The organism is Sporosarcina sp. NPDC096371 (assembly GCF_044762865.1).
Lineage (GTDB): Bacteria > Bacillota > Bacilli > Bacillales_A > Planococcaceae > Sporosarcina.
Map to the genome: position 1 here is coordinate 126,254 of NZ_JBIWFE010000006.1, position 23,357 is coordinate 149,610.

The 23,357-nt window shown below is 39.0% G+C and carries 28 protein-coding genes and 1 other annotated feature; of the genes, 6 read left to right on the forward strand and 22 right to left on the reverse strand.

What is annotated here, in order from left to right:
• Positions 1–95 precede the first annotated feature (95 nt).
• Positions 96–905 carry an N-acetylmuramoyl-L-alanine amidase family protein gene (locus tag ACIQ0H_RS16240; protein ID WP_403416885.1) on the forward strand — a complete coding sequence of 270 codons (810 nt, stop codon included), beginning with the start codon at positions 96–98 and terminating at the stop codon, positions 903–905.
• A gap of 209 nt (positions 906–1,114) precedes the next feature.
• Here the strand turns inward: ACIQ0H_RS16240 and ACIQ0H_RS16245 are convergent, their stop codons facing one another.
• Entirely contained in the window at positions 1,115–1,255 is a 141-nt protein-coding gene (locus tag ACIQ0H_RS16245) for a YjcZ family sporulation protein (RefSeq protein WP_403416887.1), read from the reverse strand.
• A gap of 521 nt (positions 1,256–1,776) precedes the next feature.
• On the opposite strand from ACIQ0H_RS16245, the gene ACIQ0H_RS16250 reads away from it, so the two are divergent.
• On the forward strand, positions 1,777–1,986 hold the full coding sequence (locus tag ACIQ0H_RS16250) for a hypothetical protein (RefSeq protein WP_403416890.1): 210 nt from the start codon (positions 1,777–1,779) through the stop codon (positions 1,984–1,986).
• A gap of 341 nt (positions 1,987–2,327) precedes the next feature.
• On the opposite strand, the gene ACIQ0H_RS16255 is transcribed toward ACIQ0H_RS16250, so the two are convergent.
• The 15 genes from ACIQ0H_RS16255 to ACIQ0H_RS16325 all read right to left on the reverse strand — a co-directional run bounded on the left by ACIQ0H_RS16255 (position 2,328) and on the right by ACIQ0H_RS16325 (position 16,766).
• Positions 2,328–2,699 (reverse strand): rRNA methyltransferase, encoded by a 372-nt coding sequence (locus ACIQ0H_RS16255; protein ID WP_403416893.1) that lies wholly within the window; start codon positions 2,697–2,699, stop codon positions 2,328–2,330.
• 30 nt (positions 2,700–2,729) lie between these two features.
• The gene (locus ACIQ0H_RS16260; RefSeq protein ID WP_403416896.1) at positions 2,730–3,515 is read right to left on the reverse strand and encodes an LAGLIDADG family homing endonuclease; all 786 of its coding nucleotides are present in this window, start codon (positions 3,513–3,515) and stop codon (positions 2,730–2,732) included.
• 431 nt (positions 3,516–3,946) lie between these two features.
• Positions 3,947–4,378 (reverse strand): hypothetical protein, encoded by a 432-nt coding sequence (locus tag ACIQ0H_RS16265; RefSeq protein WP_403416898.1) that lies wholly within the window; start codon positions 4,376–4,378, stop codon positions 3,947–3,949.
• Positions 4,379–4,448: 70 nt separating this feature from the next.
• Complete coding sequence (locus tag ACIQ0H_RS16270) at positions 4,449–4,727, reverse strand: hypothetical protein (protein ID WP_403416901.1); 279 nt, start codon at positions 4,725–4,727, stop codon at positions 4,449–4,451.
• Positions 4,728–4,806: 79 nt separating this feature from the next.
• Positions 4,807–7,899, reverse strand: coding sequence for an isoleucine--tRNA ligase (gene ileS, locus ACIQ0H_RS16275; protein ID WP_403416904.1), 3,093 nt, complete (start codon positions 7,897–7,899; stop codon positions 4,807–4,809).
• Positions 7,900–7,960: 61 nt separating this feature from the next.
• Positions 7,961–8,204 (reverse strand) — a binding site (T-box leader).
• Between the two features lie 61 nt (positions 8,205–8,265).
• Complete coding sequence (locus ACIQ0H_RS16280) at positions 8,266–8,565, reverse strand: hypothetical protein (protein ID WP_403416906.1); 300 nt, start codon at positions 8,563–8,565, stop codon at positions 8,266–8,268.
• Entirely contained in the window at positions 8,556–9,560 is a 1,005-nt protein-coding gene (locus ACIQ0H_RS16285; protein WP_403416908.1) for an anti-sigma factor, read from the reverse strand. Before ACIQ0H_RS16285 ends, ACIQ0H_RS16280 begins: the two co-directional genes overlap by 10 nt.
• The gene (locus tag ACIQ0H_RS16290; RefSeq protein ID WP_403416911.1) at positions 9,550–10,050 is read right to left on the reverse strand and encodes a sigma-70 family RNA polymerase sigma factor; all 501 of its coding nucleotides are present in this window, start codon (positions 10,048–10,050) and stop codon (positions 9,550–9,552) included. Before ACIQ0H_RS16290 ends, ACIQ0H_RS16285 begins: the two co-directional genes overlap by 11 nt.
• 155 nt (positions 10,051–10,205) lie before the next feature.
• The gene (locus ACIQ0H_RS16295) at positions 10,206–11,084 is read right to left on the reverse strand and encodes a S16 family serine protease (protein ID WP_403416913.1); all 879 of its coding nucleotides are present in this window, start codon (positions 11,082–11,084) and stop codon (positions 10,206–10,208) included.
• Positions 11,085–11,257: 173 nt separating this feature from the next.
• Positions 11,258–12,604, reverse strand: a complete 1,347-nt coding sequence (locus tag ACIQ0H_RS16300) for an amino acid permease (protein ID WP_403416915.1) — start codon at positions 12,602–12,604, stop codon at positions 11,258–11,260.
• Between the two features lie 148 nt (positions 12,605–12,752).
• Entirely contained in the window at positions 12,753–12,929 is a 177-nt protein-coding gene (locus ACIQ0H_RS16305) for a PspC domain-containing protein (RefSeq protein ID WP_403416917.1), read from the reverse strand.
• A gap of 18 nt (positions 12,930–12,947) precedes the next feature.
• On the reverse strand, positions 12,948–14,513 hold the full coding sequence (locus tag ACIQ0H_RS16310) for a DUF4179 domain-containing protein (RefSeq protein ID WP_403416919.1): 1,566 nt from the start codon (positions 14,511–14,513) through the stop codon (positions 12,948–12,950).
• Positions 14,503–15,006, reverse strand: a complete 504-nt coding sequence (locus ACIQ0H_RS16315; protein WP_403416920.1) for an RNA polymerase sigma factor — start codon at positions 15,004–15,006, stop codon at positions 14,503–14,505. The genes ACIQ0H_RS16310 and ACIQ0H_RS16315 overlap by 11 nt, the downstream gene beginning before the upstream one ends.
• A gap of 143 nt (positions 15,007–15,149) precedes the next feature.
• Positions 15,150–15,845: a DUF3221 domain-containing protein gene (locus ACIQ0H_RS16320; RefSeq protein WP_403416923.1), complete on the reverse strand. Its 696-nt coding sequence runs from the start codon at positions 15,843–15,845 to the stop codon at positions 15,150–15,152.
• An 84-nt stretch (positions 15,846–15,929) separates the two neighbouring features.
• Positions 15,930–16,766 (reverse strand): MerR family transcriptional regulator, encoded by an 837-nt coding sequence (locus ACIQ0H_RS16325; RefSeq protein ID WP_403416925.1) that lies wholly within the window; start codon positions 16,764–16,766, stop codon positions 15,930–15,932.
• A gap of 100 nt (positions 16,767–16,866) precedes the next feature.
• On the opposite strand from ACIQ0H_RS16325, the gene ACIQ0H_RS16330 reads away from it, so the two are divergent.
• The 3 genes from ACIQ0H_RS16330 to ACIQ0H_RS16340 all read left to right on the forward strand — a co-directional run bounded on the left by ACIQ0H_RS16330 (position 16,867) and on the right by ACIQ0H_RS16340 (position 18,709).
• Entirely contained in the window at positions 16,867–17,319 is a 453-nt protein-coding gene (locus ACIQ0H_RS16330; protein WP_403416927.1) for a GNAT family N-acetyltransferase, read from the forward strand.
• Between the two features lie 249 nt (positions 17,320–17,568).
• On the forward strand, positions 17,569–18,444 hold the full coding sequence (locus tag ACIQ0H_RS16335) for a hypothetical protein (protein ID WP_403416930.1): 876 nt from the start codon (positions 17,569–17,571) through the stop codon (positions 18,442–18,444).
• 64 nt (positions 18,445–18,508) lie between these two features.
• Positions 18,509–18,709 (forward strand): hypothetical protein, encoded by a 201-nt coding sequence (locus tag ACIQ0H_RS16340; RefSeq protein ID WP_403416932.1) that lies wholly within the window; start codon positions 18,509–18,511, stop codon positions 18,707–18,709.
• Positions 18,710–18,746: 37 nt separating this feature from the next.
• Here the strand turns inward: ACIQ0H_RS16340 and ACIQ0H_RS16345 are convergent, their stop codons facing one another.
• The 6 genes from ACIQ0H_RS16345 to ACIQ0H_RS16370 all read right to left on the reverse strand — a co-directional run bounded on the left by ACIQ0H_RS16345 (position 18,747) and on the right by ACIQ0H_RS16370 (position 22,922).
• Positions 18,747–18,917, reverse strand: coding sequence for a hypothetical protein (locus tag ACIQ0H_RS16345; RefSeq protein WP_403416935.1), 171 nt, complete (start codon positions 18,915–18,917; stop codon positions 18,747–18,749).
• 420 nt (positions 18,918–19,337) lie between these two features.
• Positions 19,338–20,264, reverse strand: a complete 927-nt coding sequence (locus ACIQ0H_RS16350) for an aminoglycoside phosphotransferase family protein (protein WP_403417185.1) — start codon at positions 20,262–20,264, stop codon at positions 19,338–19,340.
• Positions 20,265–20,297: 33 nt separating this feature from the next.
• Positions 20,298–20,735 (reverse strand): GNAT family N-acetyltransferase, encoded by a 438-nt coding sequence (locus ACIQ0H_RS16355; RefSeq protein ID WP_403416936.1) that lies wholly within the window; start codon positions 20,733–20,735, stop codon positions 20,298–20,300.
• 41 nt (positions 20,736–20,776) lie between these two features.
• Positions 20,777–21,523, reverse strand: a complete 747-nt coding sequence (locus ACIQ0H_RS16360; protein WP_403416939.1) for a hypothetical protein — start codon at positions 21,521–21,523, stop codon at positions 20,777–20,779.
• 21 nt (positions 21,524–21,544) lie between these two features.
• The gene (locus ACIQ0H_RS16365) at positions 21,545–22,087 is read right to left on the reverse strand and encodes a GNAT family N-acetyltransferase (protein WP_403416942.1); all 543 of its coding nucleotides are present in this window, start codon (positions 22,085–22,087) and stop codon (positions 21,545–21,547) included.
• Between the two features lie 28 nt (positions 22,088–22,115).
• A complete protein-coding gene (locus ACIQ0H_RS16370) occupies positions 22,116–22,922 on the reverse strand; it encodes a GNAT family N-acetyltransferase (RefSeq protein WP_403416944.1) in 807 nt (268 codons plus the stop codon).
• A 204-nt stretch (positions 22,923–23,126) separates the two neighbouring features.
• Here ACIQ0H_RS16370 and ACIQ0H_RS16375 point away from each other — a divergent pair, with 204 nt between their 5' ends.
• Positions 23,127–23,357: a hypothetical protein gene (locus tag ACIQ0H_RS16375; protein ID WP_403416947.1), complete on the forward strand. Its 231-nt coding sequence runs from the start codon at positions 23,127–23,129 to the stop codon at positions 23,355–23,357.

Consider the following 23,357-nt stretch of genomic DNA (forward strand, 5'->3'; position numbering starts at 1 on the left):
TCGGGCGAATGCTACCAGTATTAAAATGAGTGGATAGTACAAGCGCAATTCCACCTTGGCTGAATTGATTCCTAGATAGAGAGGGGGTATCGAATATGGTTAAAATCGTAATAGATGCAGGGCATGGATTTAATACACCTGGCAAGCGTTCTCCAGACGATGAGCGAGAATGGTCGTTTAACAATAAAGTAGCTCAATTTGCGATTGCAAAACTACAGTTATACGAAGACGTGGAAATCCTTCGGGTCGATGATCCAATAGGTAGGACAGACGTTCCTTTGACAACCCGGACGAATCTTGCGAACGAATGGAAGGCCGATGTTTACGCCTCTATTCATCATAATTCCTTAAATGGACAGTGGGGCAAACATAGCGGTTTGGAAACTTATACGATGGACAACCCAACTGCGAATCCAAAGTCAGTTGAAATTGCAGGTGCCATACATCCAAGGGTCGTCATGGCCATGGGCATCAGCAATCGAGGCATGAAGCGGGCGAACTTCCACGTACTTCGGGAATCCGCAATGCCCGCTTTTTTAACAGAAGGGGGCTTCATGGATTCAACAATTGACATCGTAAAATTACGAGATGACAGCTATTTGAAGGCGCAGGGCGAGGCTATCGCAGAGGGATTGGCTGTGTACTTTAAACTGCGGTTGAAACCTATTTCAGTGGATAGTCCGGCAATTACACAAAGGGTAGATAGTGATCACTTGTATCAACCATCTATGCAGGCCATTATTAAATCAACGATAGACGTGTTAATAAGACTTGAGAATAAGCAAGAAGGAGCGTTATCTTCAGTATGGCGTGAAAAGTTGATGCAAGGGACATTGACAGAATCTGACGCAATCGGGATTTTGTTTATGGCACTTGATCGTGGATTATTGGGAGAAGTAAAATAAGCTTCCATCTGAAACAGCTATCTGCTCAAATGGAAAGCTAGCTGTTTCATGTTTTGTCATCAAATCGGCGGTGGCAGAGACCCTATTACTATTTAGTTTATCTAGTTGCAGCGGGAACAAGTGCTCAAAATTCAGTACACGGATAAATAGAAAAGAGACCACTGATAACAATAATCAGCAGTCTCTTTCCAGTCAAATAGGGTATATTGTCAGCAGCAACCGTCTCCGTGTCCACCAGTGTTTAAGAAACTCGCCCCAATAATAATCAAAAGAATAAACAGAACTATGATTAAAGCGAACCCTGACCCAAATCCTGTATCTGTTCCACATCCACAACCTGCATTACCCATAATGTACCCCTCCTAAAACGAATTAGTTCATTCTATGTTGAAAATTTTTATTGGTCTGATTCATTTGTTTATTTTTCGAAAAAATATTTAATCACTACTTCAGAGTTATTGAACTTTCCTTAGTGATATAGATAAATATTAATAGTGAAGACAGACTTTATTAGTTTGTCTTTTTCAAATTACTTTAAAAGGTACCAGAATAGCCTTATTTAACGCTCCAGCACTTGTTGGTATCAAAAGTACTTAAAAGGAATAAAAGCGTTCTTAACAAGGTTTAAAGAGGCACAACGTGTATCGTGTATCCTTTTGTTAGCCGGAGGGGGGTTACACAAGTTTGTAACCATCCTAAAAGTTCTTGAGCAAGGATGTATTCACCGACACATCTGATACCTTCCATCTGTTTAATCGAGATCAGGCTTATGTTATAATTAGGAGCTTAGGATAATTACGACTTTTACTGCTAATTGAACGGAAGCTAAAAAAAGCCTCCGCCTACCGATAAAATGGGGAGGTGTAAGAGAATGAGTAAACGATGGACGATTGATAAAATTAAAGAATTTGTAGAGAAAAATTCGGAAAGTAAATTGCTAACGACGGAATATCATGGTTTTTCTCAAAAGTTGCTATTTAAATGTGCATGTGGGAGCAACTTTGAAAAAACATTCACGAAATTTAATAATAATAACCAACGTAAATGTGACGTGTGCCAACCACCAAAAGCGGCACGCTAGTGAATAACGAATAAACAACATGCCAATTTCTTAAAAAGAGAAGTTGGCATGTTGTTTATTTTATTGTGGATATATAAGAGGCTCACTAGGTAAATTAATTTTAGAATAGGTGCTTTTAAGAAGCTAAAAAGATTAGCTAATCTTATTGGATGTTGGAAGAAATGAGTGATCATAAATGGAACTATAGGATTTTGTACTACAAAATTAGATTTTTTCTTTTAAGGGTACGTTTTCCTAAAATATCTCAATGTTTCAAGTATACTTATTTAGTGAAACACAACTTCCAATAATTTATATTATGACCGGGGCGTTGTATGAAGTAGAACAATAAGTGCCACCTATTACTCTACCCTGAATCTATAGCAATTGTTCTTAACACTTTGTATATCAATAAACCCTACACTATATTCAATCACATCATTGATAAATAGGTTGTGGGTTTTAGCAAATAATCTTGTGCTTTCTAGTAACTCTTTGTCATATGTCGTTTTATACTGAATGCGATCCTTAGGCCTGGACTCTTTATTAAATGAAATAACGTCTTGTATCAGAACTGTTTGTAATCCACTTTCAATTAAATAATTGACATGCGTATTATGCTCTAAAGCCATTAATTTTAATGATTCAAGGGTCGATTCACTAATATTTGTTCTAAATTTAATTCTTGAAACATCCGTCGTATGAATCAAATTTCCATCTACTAATTTCCACACTGTTAAAACACTCCTAGCTATCCCATATTATTAATCGTCTATCCGTTGTGACATTCGGTGTCTTTTATAAACAATAAAATTATCAGTTGCTGCATCATTATATATAATTTTCGCAAGTTTAGGAAGTTCATATTTACCTTTTACCCAAACTCGGTAAATATGGTTTCCAGCTGAACTCACTGTTGTAGTAATTTCTGTACGCAATTGCCATGATTGAAATATTGACAACAGACCTTCTGCAAACCGCTGACTACCCGAAGTGACATTCATAACATAACCCGTCTTCTGTACCCAGCCATCACCATCAATAACACCTCTTATAAACGACGCTAAAAACTCTTCTGGCACACTGGGAAATGGGACTGTTAATGATTTATTTGCACTTATCCCCAATATCTCAAGATCTTTTTTAATCTCCTTAGAATTAACCATTAACAGTGGTATCGTTCTTGTCGGACCAGTAGGCGCCAGCACATAGTCTGCCTCCATATACTTTGCAATCAAATTAAGGATGCGTTCATCTTTTTGAGAAAAGCTAATGCTGTGGTACTTTTTGTTAACATGTCCATCTGTCACGAATAACCCGAGTACCCATGCCATTTCATGTGTCCAGATTTTAAAAAAGTCTTCGTTGACTTTATTTTTTCGAGGTTGTCCTGAATATTGTGCTCTGTTCATCGGTATCTCTTGTTTATAAAGTACATTGCGAATTGCACGACTAGACAGGCCGATGATCGGTTCCATTTCTTTAATCGACATACCACTTTTATACATGCGAATGATCGCTTCATCCGTCATACCTGGATTTCTCGGCATAGCTCTCACTTCCCTCCTATGATTATGTGAGTTTTATAGAATCAAAATACTCAACTACAGTCGTATGAACGATTGGTCTAACTCTTAATACATTTACCCGAATTACAATTTGATAAACAAAAAGTCTATAGAGTCCCTTATGATGCAATAAAAATGCTCAAATACGGCACACGGAACATTTGTTCTTCTTGCCGTATTTGAGCATTTATTTTCGATTTATCGAGAAAACAGCCTATATTTCTACTCCAAAAAGATTAAATATAGGTTTCCACTTCATAATTTCAATACCACAGATGCGAACAAGTGTTCAAGCTTCGCGAAAACGGCATTTTATCTGTGCAAATCAGGAGAATCCGCTAAAAAAGTCACGAATTCCGTAGGTTTATTCAAGAAAACAGTAGAGCAAACCCAAATCGGGTCTGCCCTACTGTTTATTTAGCAGGTGCTAACTCCTTATAAGCTAGCACCTTCAAAGCTAACATTTCCTCATCTGTTAACTTGTTTTCAATGTCATTGAGCAGCTGCTGCTTTTCCACGGCAGATAAACCACTCTGTGCTTTTGATTGAAGCTCCTGCAACTCACCTACACTAAACTTTTTAACCAAAGCCCTTACAGCCTGTTCTTTCGTTTGGAACGGTAATGTACTGCTGTCTACATTTTTACCTTCCTCAATAAATGTCTGTAGTTGCGGATCATTCTTAATTTCTTGCTTAATACTTTCAAGTTGACCGCTATCATTTAGCTCCGCCGCCACCTGGTCCATAACTTGATCAGCAATCATTTTAGTACCGAAATAGTAAATCGCAAATCCTACTACTCCGATAATAATGACGGTAGCAAAAAGCACCTTTAAGAATTTCAAAAAAGCACAACCTTTCTTCACGAAATTTCTTATAGAGAAGTGTCGACTCCCTCATATACTACGCTAAAATTTATCTTGAAAATCTTTTCGTTTGTATGAGTGTGTAAGACCACACAAGAATTCCAGCAATAAGCCCCATACCCATCATCACTAAAGAAATAAATCCATACGCCATCCCTGACCAACCACCAATTATGAAAATACTTGTCACCAAGAGAGAAATACCAAGTTGGAACAGAATGTACGGGATGAAATATTTCTTATTTGTACCATAGAAAAATTTAAAAAAGCCCCAGCCAATAATTAATAAAACCGGACTTCCAATCCATAGTACATACTCTAACCCCATCGTCTCTCCCCCTCTTAGAGAATATACCTGATTTCAAAAGAGTTACTATGCCACCAGCTGGATTTGTTTGTACTGAAAATTAGTCAGCTTTAATCGGCGTTAATCGAATGAGAGCCGTATGCTGCCCTATTTTCATTTCCTCTCCTTCTATAACGTGATCTTCTATAGATAAGTTCCGCATTAATACATTTTCTTGTAATAAAAATTCGAAACTTTCAATAACACCTCGTAGTTTTTCTTCTGTATATACCGAGATATCAACACGCATGTTGATCGGTAAAAGTAATTTCTTTCTATACTCCTGTATTGCTCGGATCAATTCACGGGCCATGCCTTCTTGTAGTAGATCCTCTGTTAAAGCGACATCTAACGTCACAGTATATTCGCCATTAGTTGCTGAAGAGTATCCTTCTTTCGCCTGCTGCTCGATAAGAACATCTTCAAGTGTTACTTTTACTAATTCACCCGAGTCAATACTCATTTCCCCATGGCCAACCTTTGTAAACGCCATAGATTCTTCACTCGATAATTGCTGTAGCCATGTATGGACGATATTTGATTGTTTACCGAAATTGGCACCCGCTTTTTTAAAGTCCAATTTTAGTTTGATGGTCGCAAACTGACTTTCATCATTGGCTTCATGAAATTGTTTCACGTTTAATTCATCCATGATGATGTCCTGGTACGCCGCCCAGTCAATAGTTGTCGTAGCACTTAGGACAGAAATGCTCGCTAACGGTTGCTTTACTTTTAAAGAAGTCGTATTACGAATGCTTCTGCCTAATTCGACTACTTGAAGCACTGCATCCATTTCTCTCTCTAACTGCTCGTTTATCCTCTTTGGATCATAAGTTGGATAATCAGACAGGTGTACACTGTTCCCTGTTAAGTTGAAATAGATATCGTCAGCGATGAATGGCGTTAAGGGTGCTATCAATTGACTGGTACTTGTCAGGACTTCGTGTAACGTCTGATAAGCCGCCGCCTTGTCCGGACTCATGTCACTCGCCCAAAAACGCTCCCTGGATCGTCTGACATACCAGTTACTAACCTCTTCGACTAATTGTGCGATTTCCCTCGCCGCATTTGTAAAATGATACTCTTCCAAGTTGACACGGGCTGTCTTAATCGTGCTGTGCAAGCGAGAGAGGATCCAATCATCTAATTTATTGTTCTGAACAACGTAGTCTTTCCCGGACTCATAGCCATCTAAATTAGCATAAAGGGCGTAAAAACTATGCACATTGTCCAACGTATCGACTAATTTCGATTTTGCTTCTTGTACGATACGTTCTGAAAAACGTTTTGAGTTCCAAGGCGCGCTATCCACAACTAATGCCCATCGCAATGCATCTGCCCCGTATTTTTCAATCAAATCGACTGGGTCCAGTGCGTTCCCTTTGCTTTTAGACATCTTTTGCCCATTTTCATCCAATATATGCCCAAGGGATAATACACGTTTGTACGGGGATTTCCCGGTAAATAACGTAGATACCGCTTGTAGGCTATAAAACCAGCCCCGTGTTTGATCAATGCCTTCAATGACTACATCAGCTGGAAATTGCTTGTTAAATAAGCCTTCATTTTTAAATGGATAATGATATTGTGCGAATGGCATTGAGCCACTATCGAACCACACATCAATAACTTCAGGCGTTCTGGACATTTCTCCATCACAAGCTGGACAACGAAGCTGGATCTGATCCACTGTTGGTTTATGCAAATCGAGCTCTGCTGCAAGAGGATGGATGGAAAGTTTCCTTAATACTTCTATGCTCTTGGGTGCGTGTTCGTGATGACAATCATTACATTGCCATACATTTAACGGCGTTCCCCAATAGCGTTTTCGACTAATATTCCAATCCACCATTTGCTCCAAGAAATTTCCGAATCGACCTTGCTTGATATGCTCGGGATGCCAGGTGACGCCCGCGTTATTGTCGATAAATTGCTGCTGTAATGCCGTTGTTTTGATAAACCAGTTATCGTTAGCGTAATACAACAGCGGTGAATCACAGCGCCAACAATGCGGATAATTATGCTCAAATTTTTCTTTACTGTATAACAAACCTTTCTCTGCAAGGTAACGAATAATATCGACATCGCAGTCTTTGACAAAGCGACCTTGAAAAGCTAGAACTTCAGCCGTATACCGCCCTTTTTCATCGACTACATTAACAAAGGAAAAACCATTGTCTTGTATGACTCGATAATCATCTTCTCCGTATGCCGGTGCAATGTGCACAATTCCTGTGCCACTGTCCTCTGTGACATAATCGGCTTCCACTACTTGATGCCCGGTAGCTACTTCTACAAAATCGAATGGAGCACTATACGACAGTCCCTTTAACTCCGCCCCAAGATGAACAGAAAGAATGTCGTAATCCTTTGTTAGTACCTTTTCAGCTAGTGATTCCGCCACGATGAAGATATCATTGCCTTGCTGTGCACGGACGTACTTGATTGTCGGATGCACAGCTAATGCCACATTTGCTGGCAATGTCCAAGGCGTTGTCGTCCAACCAAGAAAATATTCGTTGGCACGATCCCGAATCTTGAACTTCACGGTGGCACTTAAATCCTTCACCATTTTGTATTCCTGTGCGACTTCATGTGAACTCAGTGATGTTTGACAGCTCGGGCAGTAGGGCGACACACGATGTCCCTTATGCAATAAGCCTTTGTCATGAATCGTCCCTAAGATATTCCACACACTTTCAATATAGGAGTTGTTTAAAGTAACGTAGGGATCCTCCATGTCGACCCAATAGCCAAGTTGCTCCGTAAACGCACGCCATTGCTGTTCATAGACAAAAACGCTTTCCCTACATTTTTCAATAAAGGCCTCAACGCCATACTTTTCAATGTCGCTCTTGCCTGATATTCCTAATTGCTTTTCGACACCTAATTCAACAGGTAATCCATGCGTATCCCAACCCGCTTTGCGAAGGACCTGATGGCCTGTCATTGTTTTGTATCTGGCCACAACGTCTTTAATCGTACGTCCTAAGGCATGCCCGACATGCGGTAAGCCATTTGCAGTTGGTGGCCCTTCGTAAAACACAAACGATGGATTGCCTTGTCTCGTTTCGATGGACTGCTCAAACGTACGCTGCTGTCCCCATTGTTGTTGAATGCGTTGCTCGCGTTGTTGAACTGTTTCTTTTTTCATCTGATATCGCTCCATTCTCCACTTATTAGTTAAAAAAGCATACAAAAAACCCGTCCCTATGGAAAGGGACGGGTTTAACCGCGATACCACCCTAATTCTATTGAAAACAATCGTTTCTCAATAGCACTTAGCCACGTACAATCATACGCGTTCCTTTTATCGGTAGACACCCGTTCAAGCTTACTTGGTTTCAGCCTGATTTCTCAGAGAGGATTTTCGTGCATGAACTGAACACCGGCTTTCAGCATTTACCGGCTCTCTGGGGAACAGTGTCAAACAGTACTTGTTCTCGTCAACGAAAATGTATGTTTTTGTTATCGATGATATTACCTTATGCTGTGCAGGCTTGTCAAATGAATACTTTTTTTACGGTTTCGGATTAATCGACCATGCCAAGCCAAACATCAAGAAGGTAAATAGAAAAATGAAGCAGCATAAACCAATTCCCCAAAGTGCCGAGGCTCTGGATTTCCTAGTAAATAACCCAAGCACACCGAGTGCCAATCCAGTGGCAGGTAACGTTACGAGAAAAAAGTAGGGAAACTCATCTGACTTTAATAAGAGAGAGGCATTCAAACCAGCTAGGGCGACTAAAGAGACAATAAAAGACAGTGAGCCCAATATTGCCGGTACATGTAAAGTGACTTTGTTGTTCTTCAGTTCCATAGCTTAACCTCCCCCACTTTAATGGCTCGCACTTTACGGTTCTCTTGCATTTCCCTTAAATCGGCAGTAGATCCTGTCACGACAGCGGCATAAAGACGGATTCCATTTTCATCAATAAACGAAATTCTTTCTGGTAGAGCTAATGATTTAGCCCGCGCTATTTTCTCGGCGACAGGTTCATTTTTTTCGAGCAAGCGCAACATATCCATAAACACTTGTTCATTTGTCTGTTCCTGTCCATTAAATGGGGACCACGTTGTATAATCTGTTTGAGCAGGATAGCCTAGTGCGGTAATCGGCACACCTTCAGCGTCTACCTGTCTGCCTTCCATTCCGGTATCAACAGCCACCCAGCGAACTTCAATATTTGGTCCGAATAGCTCCTCTACCTCTTTCTGTGTCATCGTTTCCGTCAAAGATACATAGACCTCTGCTACTGTACCATCTGGAAGACCGTCTAATATCGCCCACTGTGAATGAAGTGCTGACGGAATAGGTGCTATTGGGTGAAGAAGCGTTTCCGTTTCTTTTGATGGAATGTCAGGTAGAGGTCTGTCTACTTCTACATTCCGCTTTGGAAATGCTGGTTTATCGAAAGCAAAGTCTATGTCGTATTGTCCTACTTTGTAATTTTCTCTGCCGATTTTCTTAAAGACGTCAAACATGAGGTTTATTGAGAAAAAGCCGATATCTTCTTCTATCCTCATTGGTTCTAAGTTCATATTCGGTTCTGTTACGTATAGTGTGCTTGTTGTCACTTCAATTAAATGATTGGCCTTCCCTCCAATTGCATAATACAAAAAGCTGCCAAGCGTCATAACAGGGACGATTAACAGGAGAATAGCAAGACTAGCCATGATGTTTTTCTTGGTAGCACTATTTCTACCTTTTCTAACAATATGCTGTTGCTTGTCATCGGGAAGTGTATGTGAGTCGTTAAAGTCTTGCACGGCTTGCTGTAAAAACTCTGTATACTGTTTGTTGTCATCTTTCATTCTCATTCCTCCTCGCTTCTATTCTCTTCACGACCTTTTTTCTGCCTCTCAATAAGTTGCTTTTGAAAGTGTTTAGGTTAATCTCAAGAATCGTTGCAGCTTCCTGGTACGAAAATTGGTGTAAATCGCACAGTACCAATGCATGCCTTTCTTGTTCTTTTAGCGAATGAATGTCTTGTAGTAACTGTTCAAATGCTTCTTTCTCTATCAACTCTTCTTCTGGCGTCTCCAGTGTAAACGGAACGCTCTCATGCACATTCTCGCTGATGATGATTCGTTTATGTTTACGATAATGATCAATAAAGGCGTGGTACGCTACTTTGAAGAGCCACGTTTTGATATTTTTGATGTCATAATCGGCAACTTGCACATAGGCACGGTAAAAAGCTTCCTGTACCAAATCTTCAGCTAAGTGATGATCTTTTGAAAGAGAGAACAAATAGCGATATAAATCATTTGTATATTGCCGAAAAGCCTCATCAAGATCCACAATTGCTCCCCCTTTCAATAGAACCACGGTTAACGGCGCTCAAAAGTTGCAAGTTTTGAAAAATAAGGTGAATCGAGAAAAAGCAGCATTACCTTTTTTCGGCAACACCGCTTCGTGATCCAGATAACTATCATTCTTAGTATCTACCTATCATTTTATTCTTTTATGAGTTGAATGGCTTCATCAATATCACGAACTCCTATTAATTCAATGGGAAGATGCAGCATTTTTTTCATCTCGTTGGCTTCAGCAAGATTGGCGAGTGGAATCATCATATGTGAGAAACTGTCTTCATTTGCAATCTGTATTTTTTCCTTGATGAAACCAACTTTCTCGACTTTCCCCGTTTTACTGAATGCTCCTGTCACTGCGATAGACACATCATTTTGAAGTTTTCCTTGTGCGACAAGGCTAGAGAGTACTAGGGCTAAACCAGCACTGTCACCATTCGAACTATCTCGTGCTAAAAATTCATCAATGGCGGAACTATTGGTCTTTAAATAGGCTGTCACATTCGCAGACATCTGCTCAAATTCCTCTTTATAGAAGCCCATTGACTTAAAGATTGCAGTATTTTTACTGCTATAGCGAATGCGATTCGTAATGGGCGTCATGTCGTAAAACTTTATGTGACTATCAATATAGCCATCTTGTAGAACTTGTTCGTTCTTAACTCCACCTACCGTATCAACTTTTACCGATAAAATAAATATTCCAGAGCCTTTCACTAATTCCTCTGGTGCGCTATATCTGGTAACAGAGTATTGATATTTTTCAAGAGATATAAGCGGCATTTCGTATAGTATTAAGAGTAATGATAAGATTACTGAAAATACAAAAGCACGTTTCGGTAATGCCGTTCTCATAATCACTAATAAGAATATTAGGCATAGAATACTCGTTAACAACAAGATGTTTAAAAAGTAAAAAGCCGATATGAGATCAATTAGATATAAATAAAGCTCGGTTAAATAAACAAGGGTTATCGCTAAAAACGGAAAAATTTGATGCGTTCTTTTGGATTCAATCTTCATTCATCCAGCTCCTTTACACATTTGTAACGGCTCTACTTATAAATACCACAGTCATTTATTCATACTTCACTATAGTAAAAACAACAAATAAAGTATCAAATTTACATTTTTTAAAGGATAAAAAAATACGGAGTGCTGCTTTTACTAGCAACATCCGTATTTTTTGTAATCCATCAGTTCCGAATCCTCCGCATCTTATAAATCCCTATAAGTAAAATAAACCAAACAGGCGTTACGAACAATGCGATGCGTGTATCTTCCGCAAGTGCAAGCACGACTAGTACAAATGCAAGGAAGATCAAAATCAAATAGTTAGACAGCGGATAAAACGGCATTTTAAATTTGCTTCTTCTCGCTAAATCAGGTCTTTTTTTACGGTATTTCAGATGGCTGATGACCGTAATGCCCCAGATGAAGATGAAACAGACGGTTGAAATGCTGGTGATAAGCGTAAATACGCCTTCTGGTATGATATAGTTCAGTACGACCGCAATCAGAATGACAATCGTTGAAAAGAACAATGCGTTAGAAGGTACTTTATTGCCTGTTAGTTTGGTAAAAGGTACAGGTGCATTGCCGTCTTTGGCTAATGAATAAACCATTCGGCTCGTACTGAAAACGGCGCTGTTACATGCCGACGCAGCGGATGTCAGGACGACAAAGTTGACGATACCAGCTGCCGCCGTGATTCCAACCGCCATGAAGACCCGCACAAATGGGCTTTCCGCCGGATTAATAGCGTCCCACGGGTAAATGCTCATAATGACTGTCAATGCACCGATATAGAAAATTAATATTCGAATCGGAATATTATTGATAGCTTTTGGAATTACCTTTTCTGGGTTTGCTGTTTCCCCAGCTGTTAATCCGACAAGTTCAATGCCCGCAAAAGCAAACACAACCATCTGGAATGAAAGGATAAAGCCTGTTATGCCATTCGGGAACAAGCCGCCGTGACTCCATAGATTGGAGAGACTGGCAGTACCAGCGTCAGTAGTAAATCCTTTAAAAATCATATAACCACCAATGACAATGAGTGCTAAAATGGCAATGACTTTAACCAAAGCGAACCAAAATTCCATTTCACCAAAAAGTTTGACCGTCGCAAGGTTCATAAGAAGCAACACAACAAGCGCGATTAGCCCCGGCATCCACTGTGGCACGTCTGGAAACCAAAATTGGGTATAGAGACCAACCGCGGTTAAGTCAGCCATTGCAATAGAAATCCAGCAGAACCAGTACGTCCAGCCTGTTATAAATGCCGCCATATTGCCCATGTAGTCTTGTACAAAGTCAACAAATGAATTGTATTTCAAATTCGATAACAATAGTTCTCCAAGTGCCCGCATTATTAAAAAACAAACAATCCCTGTAATTAAATAAGCAAATAAAATCGATGGTCCTGTTAAATGAATCGATTTTCCTGCTCCGAGAAATAATCCCGTTCCAATCGCTCCGCCAATCGCAATCAGTTGTACGTGGCGATTTTTCAAACCTCTTGCCAACTCTTGCTTCTGCATACGATTCCTACTTTCCACTCACATTTTTAAATATTATCCCCTTAGAATCTTACCATACCAACAATGAAAAAACGCTTACAATTTCGAGAAAATTGCTATTTACGTAAAAAAGAGCAGTTATAAAAACTACTCAATTTTACCTATAAACTTAGTAATGCAATTTCTTTGGCAATAGCAATGCTAAAATGATGTAGACTGTAAGGGATCCAGGTATAAAAATAAATAGAACTCTCACAAGAAATGGTGAAACATTAAAAAATTCTGCTACTCCTCCACAGACACCAGAAAATACCTTATCTGTCGATGATTTTGTTATTTTTTCCACCGAAATTCCCCTTCACTTTTATTTGTCCAATGAGATATCAATACCTTTATTATAAAATAAAGTAAATGAGTAGCCCTCGATTTCCAGCGTAGTGGGGATATAATCACCTTGTTGGTCATCCCGATATAGTTCCACATGGTGTTCAGTCGGGTAAAGTCTTGGCTGTTCTAGTTCATGTAAACGATAAAAACTATCCTTTACCTTATAGCGTTCACCGTTTTTATCGATATAGTATCCATCAACACTACTACTCGATGATCCACGGTTGTCATTATCATATATACGATAATGCAGTGTTTCATAGACCCGATCTTTTGATAATTCCTCTTTCATCTTCAACGTTGTCCGTTCGCCAATTTTAATTTGCTCAATTGAGATTGTATTACCAAGATAATTGAATATCTGAGGCAGTTTTTCTGAAGCATCGATTGCAAATTGTGCAGGCTCTTCCACCGTAAATCCTGCATTTCCGATATGAATTCGAATTTCCGTTGGGTTGTCAAAGTAGAGCGATTCAAATGCTACTTCCGATGAATTCCAACCATTAGCACTTCCCCCTCCACTTCCTATGCCAAGTAACTCTGGATAGACATGCTTACCCTTACTTTCGAGACTCGCAATCGTCAGGTAATCCATCCTTTTATCTGGATTGTCATTGCGATAGCGATAAGACAATACCGTGCGCGTTGGTGCAATTGTTACTTGATCAAATATAACGGGATTGCCATCAATTTCAGTCTCTACTTGAAGATCATAGACAATGGCGGGATGCTTCTGAACAGGAATGTCAAAACGCCAGTCGCCCTCCATAAATGTAGACGGTGGGGTTTCTACGCCTGTAACTGGGTTATCCATCACCTGCGCTATTTTACTGAGCTCCAATTGAATGGTTCCCTCGCTAGCAGAAATAGGTACTGTAGCGAGCCTGCCTTTATAGACGTGTTCGCTTTCCGAATAAATCATTAAATGACTCTTAACAGGCGAATCAGTATCGATATCGTTCCAAAGCTCGGCTCGATTCACAATTTGCAAGCCATCCGTGAAGTCAATCTTATACTTAGTGTCCTGCTGCAAATCCTCCACTTCATAATAAATAAGTGTTTGTACCTCATCAGCAACGACACTCGTAATCGTCACTTTCACGCCATTGCTTTCGGCTATCAAGTTCAAATTTTCCGCTAAACCTTGCTGAACAAAATCCTGCATTTGCTCATCTTGCCTGTTGCTGAAATCCTTCAACCACTCCATAAAGTCCGCAAAGCTGTTTGTCGCAACAGCTGTCCCCACAAATAAGGTTAAGAACAACGCGGCTACCAATCCAAATGTCGTGCGGTGTTTATAGTGCCTCGGCTTACTCGTTTGCGTTTGAGTAACGGCCAACCGAACAATGTCCATAAAATTGTCAGGTACTTGAATGGCATCATTCTCAGCCGCTAGGTCAGCTATGATCTGTTCAAAATTCGCCAGTTCTTGCGTACAACTTTCACAGGTAATGATATGTTGTTCAATGTCTTGCCTTGCCGCTTCATCCACTGTTCTATCTACATACTCTACCAGGCGTTCTTGACATTCTTTACAATCCATCGGCTCCACCACCTTCGATTAGTTGTCTAAGCATTGTAAGGCCCCTATATAACCGGGATTTTACGGTTCCCACTGGCAAGTCGAGTATGCCTGCAATTTCTTTTTGGGAAAATCCTTGCAGGTATTTTAAAATAATTACTTCCTTATGTATTTCCTCAAGCAGATCCAGGTCTTCCAGTACTTCTAATTTATTGTCAAGGTGACTCAATTCGGGCTGGTTAGCCGCCACTTGTTTTTCTCTTTTTCGATAAACCGCCCGACATTCATTGATAAATATCGACGTTACCCACGTTTCAAAATACTTATCCTCTTTCAATTGACCAATGTTGTCATGCACCTTTAGGATCGTGTTATGAAAAATATCCTCCACGTCATGATGATTTTTCAAATAAGCCCAACCGATTTTATAAAACTTCGATTGTCTTGCATCAAACCAATCCAACACGGCATTCATATCTTGCTTTTTAATCTTCTTCAATATAATCGATGTCATCACAAACGCCAGTCTCCCCTTTCTATCTATCTCTTTTGCAATTAGAGTATTGAGGTGGCTTAAAAGTTCCATGGAAACCAAATTCTTTTTTTTAATAAAGAAAACCATTCAATGGGTTAATATTGAATGGCCCCAAAACATGATTATTTCAGTTCTACAACAAATGTATACGAGACTTCACCATTGGCCCATTCTGCGACTACTTCATAGATATAGCGGCCACTCGTGGATGGTAATGAAATAAGCCCCTCTTCTGCAGCGACAGCCTCTCGCTCAGTATCCCATGCATAAACGCTTAAGGTAGGGTTTTGCTCAATCACGATTTTGGCTTTGCTATTCGCTTCTACAACAACGGCTTCAAAGTTTTCTGCAATTTGTGTTGGACCGGCGGCATCTGTCATAGCTGTTTGGTTTCCCTTTGTCCATCTAAATCCACCCGCTGCCAAATCATAGCGTGAGCCATCAATGTCAACAAATCCAGCTAGATTAGGCGGAAACGCATGATTGCTAAAGTCGAATTTCTGCAACGAAAGACCCACAGACCCCAGAATTTCAATATTGAGCGCTGTAGCTTGAGCAGGCGATGATTCTTCAATGCCGCCATCTATCAAAACGACAACCTCTTGGCCAGTTTCATATGTTTTGATGTCCTCGTGATCAGGCAAGTTCAACCAAATGAGACCCTTATCTGGATCATCCACCAACAGACGGTTTTCGGACATATCGATTTCTATAATAAGGCCATTTATATCAAACTGTCCTTTATCTGTATTATCTTTTGCGTTACAACCGACCAAAGTTAAGCAGACAATTAAAAGCAAGTTTAGATATCCCTTCATAAGTTGGCATTCCCCCTTTAGCAGATTCGACGCTTCCTTCTGATAAAGGTTACAGAATACTTGCTACTGAAATATCTAACACTCTCAATTAGTCCATACACGTTCAACATGCATCATAATTTCCGTGACATACTCATCGTTGCTACTTACTGATATTTCATCCAGCACATATTCCTCATACGTGTAGTCGGTAAGCGTTAAATTCTGATTGCTGATAAAGTCCAACATTTTCTCGAATGTTTGATCAATATGGTCTTCGCTTCCTTTATGATAAGCCACAACGTACAGACCTTTTGGCTTTACATAACAATCCATCTGCTGGGCCTTATCCTCCATCTTCGTAAAGAGATAAGAATAGTTTTCATAGTCCCTCTGCTCAACTTGTTCTTTACTAACCATCGCTCCAATGGGGTAACCTAAATCCAATTGATTGTCATGTACAGATTCAATAAATGTAGAAACTGACTTTAGAAACCCCTTATCTGAACAATCCAAAATGGAGCTGCTAAGAAACAGCCGTTCCTCCTCATGTTCCTGTAGCGTAATTTGAGAATGGTCGATTGTTAAAGCACGTTCTGTTCCATCAATCTTCGTATTGATGATTTTTTGTATTCTGTTCAAGTTATTAATTTTCATTTCGATTTCATTCGATTTGTTCTTCAAAAGCTCAATTAATTCTACCGGGGTTTTATTATTCAGAAATAGTTTAATGTCTTGCAATGGCATATTGACTTCTTTTAATAGTTGGATAACGGAAAAAACATCAAATTGATGGTAAGAGTAGTACCGATAGCCTTTGTCATTTTTAATTTCGGGAGAGAGAAGACCGATATCATCATAGTGGAATAACGTTTGTTTTTTTACGTTACATAATTTAGCGAATTCACCTGTCGTAAAATACTTATGCAATTTATGACTCATTTGAGTGTACCTCCTTGACTGTATGGTAACCGTATACTTTAGGATGTAATTATACCATTACCGAAATCAATTGGTACAGAATAGAAAGGATTTGATAGTCATGAGTATATCCATTCATGACGTTACACAAGACAATGAAGAAGAGATTTTAGGGCTAAGTGTTTCCGCCTCCCAAACCAACTTTATAGAAACAACAGGGCAATGTTTAGATGAGGCTAAGGAGTACACGCAGTATAAACCTGTTGGCCTTTATTCGAACAAGGAGTTAGTAGGTTTCGCGATGTACGGGTATTTTATCGATGAAACCGGGAGTGGACGAGCTTGGTTAGATCGCTTTCTCATTGACGCGAATTATCAAGGTGTTGGATATGGAAAAATCATGTTACAAGCATTAATTGAAAAGTTAGTGCAGGATTATTCATGTCAACAGATTTATTTAAGTGTATTTGAGGACAATCAAGCTGCTGTCTCCTTATATAAAAAATTCGACTTTCATTTTAATGGCGAATTAGATATAAATAATGAAAAAGTCATGGTGAAACACATATATTGAACGACCGCTTTTGATAGATATTCATTTAAATCATGTACAAAAAGTGCTCAACCTATTATTGGTTTGAGCACTTTTTGTAATTTCACCCTACAATCTAAACAGGAGAACGAATATTCCGAGGTCCCCCTACATAAAGCGAATTGCTATAATATCACCGATTAAAGTACTGAAAAGTTAGAATACTTTTCACTGTACAAACAATATCAAATTCTATAAACTAGATATATAAGGAAATTCAGGAGGGATAATATGCAGCAGTCTACCAATAGTCAGGAAAATAGATCATTTTTTCAATGGGTTAATTTCGTTATCCCCTATCTATATACTGCAGGTATTATTCTAGTTTTAACTTGGATGATTGTTGCTTCTTTACTAATTGGGATTGAAACGTTTAAAGAAAATCCCAAAGCTTTCATTTTACAGTCGGACGAGATGGTGACCCCCGTAGATAAACAGGAAACTGCTTTCGCTATTATCGTTAAGCCTTTCGTTGAATCTGATTTTAATAAAATTATTTTTAGGGGACTTTTTTTACTTTTTATTTGGATGGTGTTGTTTTTAATAATCCCTGTTGCCTTTAAACGTTTGAAGAGATTCAGGTTTTTTAATTTAGAATTCGAAGTAGATGATATTGAGAAGGCGGCAATTGAAACAGTTGAAATCAGTGGGACTAAAGCACAATTAATGGCATACTTAACTGGCGATGATGCATCTGGAAGAACGTTAGATTTTTTAATTGATTCTTCTATTGATTACGGGGAAGTATTGGCGTTTTTCCTTTCAGAGATACAGTTGGAATACAATAGTCATCCCCTTTTTGCTGCATTTTCTTATGAAATATGTAATCCTGTTACCTTTCCTGAAGAACTTAATGATCTAATTGAAGAATCCAAAGAAACCAGGGAGTCTGTTGTTAGAAATAAAATTAATGACGATAATTTATTCAAGAAGAACTACCTTGTGTTCTATTTTAATTATAATAACGATGAATATATTACACTTATTAGTAGCTATACGTATTCCTTTGATATTTTAGATAAATATCTTTTTGAAGTTTTACATCAAACAATCGCTAAAAATATAGAGAATATCGAGTACATGGTTACCTTGACAACCTCCGAATAGAATGGGTATCTATCTTGACCAATAGTAGGTGTTTCATGTATTATGGTAGAAAGGAGTGATTTATATGGTAAGAGTAAAAGCTCCAATTAATACTGAAGATGTTAAAGAACGCGCAGCTAGAAAGTTAAGCCAATTAAGCGCTAGTCAAAACGCTGAGAGCGCGAGTGTAAATAATGTAGGCATAAGACCAATGGTAAAACCTATTCAGGTAAGTAAAACGGATCCATTAGTAAAAAGAATTACGAGTTTCCAAAAAAGTAACTAGACTTCCCTGCTGTTGTACGAAAGCGGGAAGTCTTTTTTTATATGGACTTAAAAAATTTGGAGTGCTTTTTGGCAAGCTCTTGCATAATCGGCGATGTTCCTACCAAATCGGCTGGCTGTTTAACTGGCAGTTCTCCAAGTTTTATTTCACTCATGCTTTTAAATTTTTCTCCCCTTAAATACTTTTCGTATATCTCAACGATCTTCATATGTGGAATTCCCTCGCTTTCTTAAGTTCCTGAATAGTATGTGCATACTGTAGTATATTCAACAAAAAAATGATTGACTTTAATGGATTTCTCCTCTAAAGTCAATCACTTTCTTTCATATACAAATCACCTACTATTACCTAAACCTAATAAGGGTTACTTACATTCTTCCTGTTTTGATCCAGGTCCAAATGCGATAGCTACCGAAGAGCAATACTTAGCATGTCAATATTATAAAAAAACATTAATCGATAAACTGCCGATTGCGTGTAATTCTTCGCTATTTCGTATAACTCAGACGGATAGCCCGACTAGAAACAAATAGCCAATCACATTAGGGACGATCCATAAGGCACGTAACTTCACATTATTCACTAGTCCCATCCCCTCATAGCCGCCGTATGGTAGTATAAGTTACATTTAGCAATGGATTTCATAGCCTGATGGGTCGGACAGAATCTTGAGCAGGGCTTCAAAAAGAATCCGTTGTGATGGGTTTTCCCAATCTTCTTCAACATCGGCTATCAGCCACATGACTTCATCCAAAAAGACATGCTCCACTGCTTTTTGCCAATAAGAATATTCGATATCTGTGAACGTCACCGATTTCAAATAGCCTTGCAGGAATAATTGCCATTGTGCAGGTGTAAATGGTGCATCTGGAGCTGTTGTTAATTCATTATGAAATAGAAGTAATGCCAATGCTAAATCGAAGATTCGTGGAATCCATGTCGCATTATCCGGATCAATTAGATACGGCTCTGGCGTATAAATTAAGTTATTCGCCTTGAAATCATGCGGAGTTGTTATTGTTGGTAACCCACAATTTTTCAATTCTTCTTGCCTAGACACTACTTGTTGAAGCTTCTTTTCCAGCCAGATATTATCCAATTCAAAATGATGGCGCGCTGCATTCTCTTCTATTTTTCCGACGCTTTCCGCTACTTCTTCTAAATCGAAATCAAACACATCGTATTTTTCCATCTTAAATGTATTTTCGATAGGCGAAAGGGCGTGTATTTTTCCTAATAGTTCACCCGCCGCAATAATTTCTGTATCTTTACCCGAGTAGGTTATTCCTTCGATAAAAGGATAAACAACGTATGTATCATCACCAATCGTTTGAGGGTTATCCAACGATAATTGTGTCGGTGTTACGATAGAAACACCGTTTCCCTTTAAAAAAGTCGAGTACTTCATCAATTGTTGCGCCCGTTCAATGGGGTGTTGTGTTTTCTTAACGATTACATCATTGCGTTCACCTTTTACATGATAAACCGGCGAAAAAGGATAGATGCTTTTCGGCTCCTCCATTACACCATAACCAAATTTCTTTAAGACGTACATTCCAGTCACGTTACAACCTCCACACATCTATCATTAAACACTAAAAAAGTAAAAATGATTCGTTTCTTTGATAAAGCCTATCTTCTCATAAAGTCTTTGTGCTCCAACATTTTCTTTCCCTGTTTCAAGTAGTACTCCTTTTGCCTCTGTTCCCTCTGCAAACGCAATCGCTTCTCGTATTAATTTCTCGCCAAATCCTTTGCCACGAGCCTTTTCTTTTACATACAAGTCATTTAGCACCCATGTCCGCTTCATACTGACAGATGAAAACGACGGATAGAGTTGAACAAAGCCGGTTGCTTCATTGTTATCGAGAGCCATAAAAACAACCGACTCTCCGTTACTTAACCTTTCGTTCATAAACGCTCTGGCGCCGCTGGTATCAGATTGTTGCTCATAAAATAGTCTGTACAAGTCAAAAAGCTCGGTTAGTGCATCTAGGTCGTTAATTGTTGCTTGTACAATTTTCATGTAAAAATCCCCCTATGGTTATATCAGAATTATCAATCATTTCATTCCACTAGTTCTATCTCTATTTCCTTAGTTTTCTTTGAACCGCTAGACCATGTTAAAAGTGAATCATACTCAGAGTCCTGAACATCGGCAACACGCATGGATATTTTCTGTTCACTAATCCATTTATATTCTGTGATGGGCCAAGTAGCATACTCTATGTACTCGTTGGATAACTCTTTACTCACTGGATTTAACAATACCATTTTTTCCAAATTAACAGGAATCATGTTATTTCTAAGTACTACGTTACCTTCATTAACTCCATAGCGAAATACTGCACTCTTTAAGGTAGGCGATTGCTTCATGTCCATCAGCATGCCATAACCTAATTCGATACTTGTAAACGTGTTTGATAACTTAACTAGTAGAGAGGAGCATAATTTGACGCCGCAATTGTATGTGAGGACCCCATACTTACCGCCATCGGAACTGTTAAAAGGTAAAAGTTCGAAGGACGTTCGCTCGATTTCAACTTTTCGATCACTTTGTTCTTGTAAATAGTCTTCATATATTGGAATAGAGCTAAAAGGAATTGAAAATGCAAAACCTTGTGAGTCACATAGGCTAAGTGCATTAGTCTCCTCATCGACTTCAATAGCAAGAATTTCATTTTCTATAATAGACGTATTAGTTACAGATTTTTCATCCAGAATATGATCTTTTTGAATAAAGGTTAAAGCGAAGAAAAGAACTAAACACCCTACCAAGAGAAATATTGTTTTTTTTTTATTGCCATAATACACTTCCAGTCCTAGTGAGTTTAATCACTTCTTCCAATCCTCTGCTAACATGCCGTACACAACATGATCCACGTAATGATCATATAGCCATTCAGCCTGGCGAATACAGCCTTCCTCTGTAAAACCTAATCTCTTTGGAATTGCCCTGCTCTTCTTGTTTTCTACAGCTGCTCGGATTTCCACGCGGTTTAAACCTAGCTCAACAATGGCATGATTGACAAATGCTTTAACCGATTGGGTCATTAACCCCGAACCTTCAAAGCCCTTACCTAACCAATAACCTATACTTGTCGACCTGTTGTTCCAATCAATCTTGTGAAACCCTATGACACCCGCAAGCTTACCTTCATACCAAATACCTGCCTGAAATCCATTATTATCACTAAATTGTTTCATAGTCGTTGTTATAAATGCTGCTGTGTCAGCCGAGGTCTTTGTATAATCAATGAATGGCAGCCACTCTTTCAAACGTTCTCTAGATTGATCGGTTAACAAAAATAATGGTTCCGTATCTTGTAGCGTTAGCATCTTCAATTTTGTCTTCTCATCGATTTGATAGGTAAACATATAATCTCCCCTTGTCTGTTCAATAACATTACTGTTGTACCCAGATAGCCTTCGTATAGGCAATTTTCAATCCCGCTCTCTCCATATTATGTTGACTAACAGAACCAAATCTGGCTTGTCCCACAATTAGCTTGCTGTTTAGTGTTTTTGCACGACGAATGCGTTCTTGAATCAAAGCATTTTGTACGCCTTTATTCCGAAGATGTGGAACAGTAGCTGCCGCCGCAAGCGCAGCTGTCCCGTCTTTCACGAATAACACACCGATACCTGCAGGTTCATCGTTCACACTCGCAAGGTAAAAATTCCAGTGGTCATTGTCATGTAGGATTGCATTATTTTGAGCGATTCCGCTCTGCAAAAATGCAGGCATTTGAAAACCATTTGCATAAATTTCTGCAAATAAATCAAATTCATGGGCTTCCAACTCGCGGATAGTAATTTTTTCATCCACTACTGCTGGCTTTTGAATCAATGAAGTATACAAAGTCGTATGGAAATCAGATTGATAAAATCCTGCCCTATTAAGATGCAGAAGCAAGTCTGATGAGACATTTGCAGGTGTCAACTCAAAACGCAAAGGAATCTCTCTAGCAATGTAATGCTCGATAAGTTGGTCAACGAACAATTCATCTCCATCACTTAACCCTTTAACGGTGTTAAAGGATGGACCTGGTATGTTTTTCACAGAAAATGCAGTGGCATTACCAAACCGCTGTATGTCAACGCCCATGGGGTTCCCTTCAATCGTTTGTATAGCCGTCAACCGTGAATGTAAAGCGTCTATTTCTGATTGCTCAATGCTTTCGGCCAGTTCTTTTGTTAAAATCAGACACACCCTGATCACTTCCTTCTGTATCTGGTATTTCCTATTCGTGTATTCCACATAGTCAGAATCTTTATAGTATACAATGAATAGATGGATAATAAAAGGAGACTTCCCCTCTGTTTTTTAGAAATCCAGCTCTAGTTTGTTCTATTCATCTAGACAGGCACTTGAAAACCTTGTTGTGAATAGGATGTATGTGAAGGAGTGATGACTATGCCTTGGCATCAAAAAGTTGCGTATTTAATTGGGCAGCCTGTAGGGGTTTCATTGACAAACGGGCAAGGAACTTCAGGGGTTTTATGCGGTACATCAAATGGGAAGCTCCATGTGATTGAATATTTATATAAAGCACAATTTGCTTTAAAACAATATGATTTTCATATAATTCAGGATATCAATGGCTTTCCGCCTTGTCAGCACCAGCATCAACAACGACTATATTAA

Coding starts and splice junctions, on each gene's coding strand:
- ACIQ0H_RS16335 (WP_403416930.1), top strand. CDS start 17,569: ATGCAGCAGTCTACCAATAGTCAGGAAAATAGATCATTTTTTCAATGG.
- ACIQ0H_RS16285 (WP_403416908.1), bottom strand. CDS start 9,560: ATGAAAGATGACAACAAACAGTATACAGAGTTTTTACAGCAAGCCGTG.
- ACIQ0H_RS16350 (WP_403417185.1), bottom strand. CDS start 20,264: ATGTACGTCTTAAAGAAATTTGGTTATGGTGTAATGGAGGAGCCGAAA.
- ACIQ0H_RS16365 (WP_403416942.1), bottom strand. CDS start 22,087: ATGTTTACCTATCAAATCGATGAGAAGACAAAATTGAAGATGCTAACG.
- ileS (WP_403416904.1), bottom strand. CDS start 7,899: ATGAAAAAAGAAACAGTTCAACAACGCGAGCAACGCATTCAACAACAA.
- ACIQ0H_RS16270 (WP_403416901.1), bottom strand. CDS start 4,727: ATGGGGTTAGAGTATGTACTATGGATTGGAAGTCCGGTTTTATTAATT.
- ACIQ0H_RS16310 (WP_403416919.1), bottom strand. CDS start 14,513: ATGGATTGTAAAGAATGTCAAGAACGCCTGGTAGAGTATGTAGATAGA.
- ACIQ0H_RS16245 (WP_403416887.1), bottom strand. CDS start 1,255: ATGGGTAATGCAGGTTGTGGATGTGGAACAGATACAGGATTTGGGTCA.
- ACIQ0H_RS16280 (WP_403416906.1), bottom strand. CDS start 8,565: ATGGAACTGAAGAACAACAAAGTCACTTTACATGTACCGGCAATATTG.
- ACIQ0H_RS16240 (WP_403416885.1), top strand. CDS start 96: ATGGTTAAAATCGTAATAGATGCAGGGCATGGATTTAATACACCTGGC.
- ACIQ0H_RS16295 (WP_403416913.1), bottom strand. CDS start 11,084: ATGAAGATTGAATCCAAAAGAACGCATCAAATTTTTCCGTTTTTAGCG.
- ACIQ0H_RS16330 (WP_403416927.1), top strand. CDS start 16,867: ATGAGTATATCCATTCATGACGTTACACAAGACAATGAAGAAGAGATT.
- ACIQ0H_RS16320 (WP_403416923.1), bottom strand. CDS start 15,845: ATGAAGGGATATCTAAACTTGCTTTTAATTGTCTGCTTAACTTTGGTC.
- ACIQ0H_RS16325 (WP_403416925.1), bottom strand. CDS start 16,766: ATGAGTCATAAATTGCATAAGTATTTTACGACAGGTGAATTCGCTAAA.
- ACIQ0H_RS16300 (WP_403416915.1), bottom strand. CDS start 12,604: ATGCAGAAGCAAGAGTTGGCAAGAGGTTTGAAAAATCGCCACGTACAA.
- ACIQ0H_RS16340 (WP_403416932.1), top strand. CDS start 18,509: ATGGTAAGAGTAAAAGCTCCAATTAATACTGAAGATGTTAAAGAACGC.
- ACIQ0H_RS16345 (WP_403416935.1), bottom strand. CDS start 18,917: ATGAAGATCGTTGAGATATACGAAAAGTATTTAAGGGGAGAAAAATTT.
- ACIQ0H_RS16315 (WP_403416920.1), bottom strand. CDS start 15,006: ATGACATCGATTATATTGAAGAAGATTAAAAAGCAAGATATGAATGCC.
- ACIQ0H_RS16260 (WP_403416896.1), bottom strand. CDS start 3,515: ATGCCGAGAAATCCAGGTATGACGGATGAAGCGATCATTCGCATGTAT.
- ACIQ0H_RS16355 (WP_403416936.1), bottom strand. CDS start 20,735: ATGAAAATTGTACAAGCAACAATTAACGACCTAGATGCACTAACCGAG.
- ACIQ0H_RS16250 (WP_403416890.1), top strand. CDS start 1,777: ATGAGTAAACGATGGACGATTGATAAAATTAAAGAATTTGTAGAGAAA.
- ACIQ0H_RS16375 (WP_403416947.1), top strand. CDS start 23,127: ATGCCTTGGCATCAAAAAGTTGCGTATTTAATTGGGCAGCCTGTAGGG.